This is a genomic window from Pseudoalteromonas sp. 78C3 (assembly GCF_002836695.1).
Taxonomy (GTDB): Bacteria; Pseudomonadota; Gammaproteobacteria; order Enterobacterales; family Alteromonadaceae; genus Pseudoalteromonas; species Pseudoalteromonas arctica.
Genome location: NZ_PJAV01000019.1, coordinates 1 through 3479 on the forward strand (window position 1 = coordinate 1; position 3479 = coordinate 3479).

The 3479-nt window shown below is 37.2% G+C and carries 1 protein-coding gene; it reads left to right on the top strand.

The window, feature by feature from the left end:
- The first annotated feature begins 383 nt into the window (after nucleotides 1–383).
- Nucleotides 384–3431: a D-2-hydroxyglutarate dehydrogenase YdiJ gene (gene ydiJ / locus CXF76_RS00455; RefSeq protein WP_024590793.1), complete on the top strand. Its 3048-nt coding sequence runs from the start codon at nucleotides 384–386 to the stop codon at nucleotides 3429–3431.
- Nucleotides 3432–3479 lie beyond the last annotated feature (48 nt).

Here is a 3479-nt window from a genome sequence, read left to right on the forward strand (position 1 = left end):
CCATGTAGGCAACAAAGAGTTACTCGTCCTTAGAAAGAACCCATTGGGCAGCGCATGTTTGGTATTTATGCTGCGTTATCGCCTATTTATGGGGAGTAACCACACTACATAGGCTCTGCCTTGCCTAAACTGCTGCAAATTCAACAACCAAAGGTCAACACGCCCTAGCTACAATCGCAAAAAATAATCCTAGCAAAATAAATAACACGCCACTGATCTGTAATAGTAATTTTTTCATATAATACACCTTATTACTTGTTAACTTGAGTATAATTTAAGCTGCATTAAAATCGACTAAAAGAGTGTTACAAACTGTAAAATCTTCAATTTCTATTCGCCATCACCATGATATAATTAGTCAAATGCCCTAAAATATCGCCGTCATGATAGCAACAATTACACAACAAGATGCCGCGACAGAACTTGTCGCAAACTACCTAAATACCATTGCAAACCAAGGTTTTATCGGAGACACCGACGCAAGTTATGCAACGCGTATTACCGCTTCAACCGATAACAGTGTGTATCAGCAAATACCGCAAGGTGTTATTTTTCCAAAAAATGAAAAAGATATTCAGCTCGCACTGCAAACAGCATCTCGCGACCCGTTTTTATCATTAACTTTTGGTCCTCGTGGCGGTGGAACAGGCACTAACGGACAATCGTTAACACCTGGTATTGTTGTAGATTTGTCTCGCTATATGCGCGAAATCCTCGAAATAAATGTAGAAGAAGGCTGGGTACGCGTTCAAACCGGCGTAATAAAAGATCAACTTAATGACTTTTTAAAACCTTATGGCTTTTTCTTCTCACCCGATTTATCTACCAGTAACAGGGCAACTATTGGTGGCATGATAAGTACTGACGCATCGGGGCAAGGCTCGTTAGTTTACGGTAAAACGAGCGATCATGTTTTAGGGCTAACAACTTATTTAGTTGATGGCACACCTATGTGTACCTCCCCAATAGACATCGACAAAGCACAAATTATAGCTAATCAAGACTCATTAATTGGTAGTTTATATAAAACAGTTTTAGATATTTCAGTTAATGAACGCGCTGCTATTTTAGCTAAGTTTCCACGGTTAAATCGTTTTTTAACCGGCTACGACCTAGAGCATGTGCTAAGTGATGACTTACTTACTTTTGACATGAGCCGACTAATAACGGGTTCAGAAGGCTCATTAGGTATAGTAACTGAAGCAAAATTAAACCTAACGCCTATTGCTGAATTTAAAACGCTTATTAATATTAAGTACGATAGTTTTGACTCAGCACTTCGCCATTCACCATTTTTAGTCGATGCACGCGCGACCTCGGTAGAAACCGTTGATAGCAAAGTTTTAAACTTGGCGCGTGAAGATATCATTTGGAATTTAGTATCGGACTTAATAACCGACGTACCAAATAAAGATATGCAAGGCCTTAACATGGTCGAGTTTAATGCAGTATCAAACGATGATATAAAAGACAAAGTAGACACGCTTTGTAAGCTTCTAGACGAATGCGTAAAAAATCAAACTAATGGCGTTATTGGTTATCAGTTAACCAGTGATAAAAGCGATATACTAAAAATTTACGCAATGCGTAAAAAGTCAGTGGGTTTATTAGGTAATGTAAAAGGCAGCCAAAAACCTCTCGCCTTTGCAGAAGACACCGCTGTACCGCCTGAAAATTTAGCAGATTATATTGTCGAATTTAGAGCATTACTCGACAGTCATAATTTACAGTACGGTATGTTTGGCCATGTTGATGCGGGCGTTTTACACGTACGCCCAGCACTTGATATGTGTGACCCAGAACAAGAAAAACTACTTAGAACTATTTCAGATCAGGTCGTAAAACTAACCGCTAAGTACGGCGGTTTAATGTGGGGCGAGCACGGTAAAGGTTACCGAAGTGAATATAGTCCTGAATTTTTTGGTGAGCATTTATATACACAACTTCGTAAAATAAAAACAGCTTTCGATCCTAACAACCGTATTAACCCCGGTAAAATATGCACTCCTATCGATAGTGAAGACTCACTAGTTAGTGTAGATGGACAAAAGAGATCGCACTTCGATAAGCAAATATCAATAGAAGTCAAAACCAGTTTTAACAACGCAATGACCTGTAATGGTAATGGCATATGCTTTAATTACGATGAAAATTCACCTATGTGTCCATCGTATAAAGTAACTGGCGATCGCCGTAATTCACCAAAAGGACGCGCAAGTTTAATGCGCGAATGGCTTCGTCTACAAGAGTCAAAAAATGTAGATTTGCTCGAAGTAGAAAAGCAACTTAACAAAGGTGAAGTCATTACCTGGTGGGAACGTTTTGTTCATAGCCGCGAAAAACGAAAAGGTATTTACGACTTTTCTCACGAAGTAAAAGCGTCAATGGATGAATGTTTAGCATGTAAGGCATGTACAACAGCATGCCCAATTAAAGTAGATGTACCCACTTTTCGTTCGCGCTTTTTAAATTATTATCATAGTTATTATGCACGTCCGCTAAAAGATTACCTTGTTGGTAACATAGAAAATAGCGCGCCATTAATGGCAAAGTTCGCTAAAGTTATAAATCCAATTGTTAAAACATCATTAGTTAGTAATGTTATTAAAAAAACGGTTGGCTATGTTGATACACCACAGTTGAGTATTCCTGCACTTTCAAAGCGTGTTACTAAAACACAAAAATTTGATTTTGATTTATTAAATAAATTAAATGCAGAGCAACAAAGTGAGTATGTATTAATAGTACAAGACCCATTTACGAGCTTTTACGAAGCGGAATTAGTAGAAAGTTTTATTACTTTAATAACCCAACTTGGCAAAAAACCAATGCTATTACCTTTTAAACCAAATGGTAAACCGCAACACGTAAAAGGTTTTTTACATGAATTTAAAGTTACAGCTAAAAATGCAGCCGAGTTTTTAAATAAATTAAATGATATTAATGCACCGTTAGTCGGTTTAGATGCGTCACTCGTTATGTGTTATCGCGATGAATATAATACAATTTTAGAAAATAACCGTGGCGAATTTAATGTGCAGCTTGCTCATGAATGGCTAGAAACACAATCGTTTAAATCACTAAGCGCAAAGCAAAATACAGATACCGAATTTACATTACTGAGTCATTGTACTGAAACAACTGCGCTGCCAAAAGCAGCAAATGTATGGCAAACAATTTTCAATGATATTGGTTTAACATTAAAAACAACAAATACAGGTTGTTGTGGAATGGCGGGAACTTACGGCCACGAAGCACAAAATCAAGATAACTCACGTGCGCTTTACGAAATGAGCTGGAAACCAATTGTAGATAAAAATAAATCTGAGCAACTTTTATCTACGGGCTTTTCTTGTCGTAGCCAAGTTAAACGTTTTGAAAAGTTTAAACCAAAACACCCAATTGAATTACTAGCACAGGTTCTTAAATAACTTTATAAAATAAGAGTACTTAAATAAGATCACTTATATAAGAGGTAC

Bases quoted from the DNA above. Each gene is read 5' to 3' on its own strand.
- ydiJ (WP_024590793.1), top strand. From the start codon at position 384: ATGATAGCAACAATTACACAACAAGATGCCGCGACAGAACTTGTCGCA.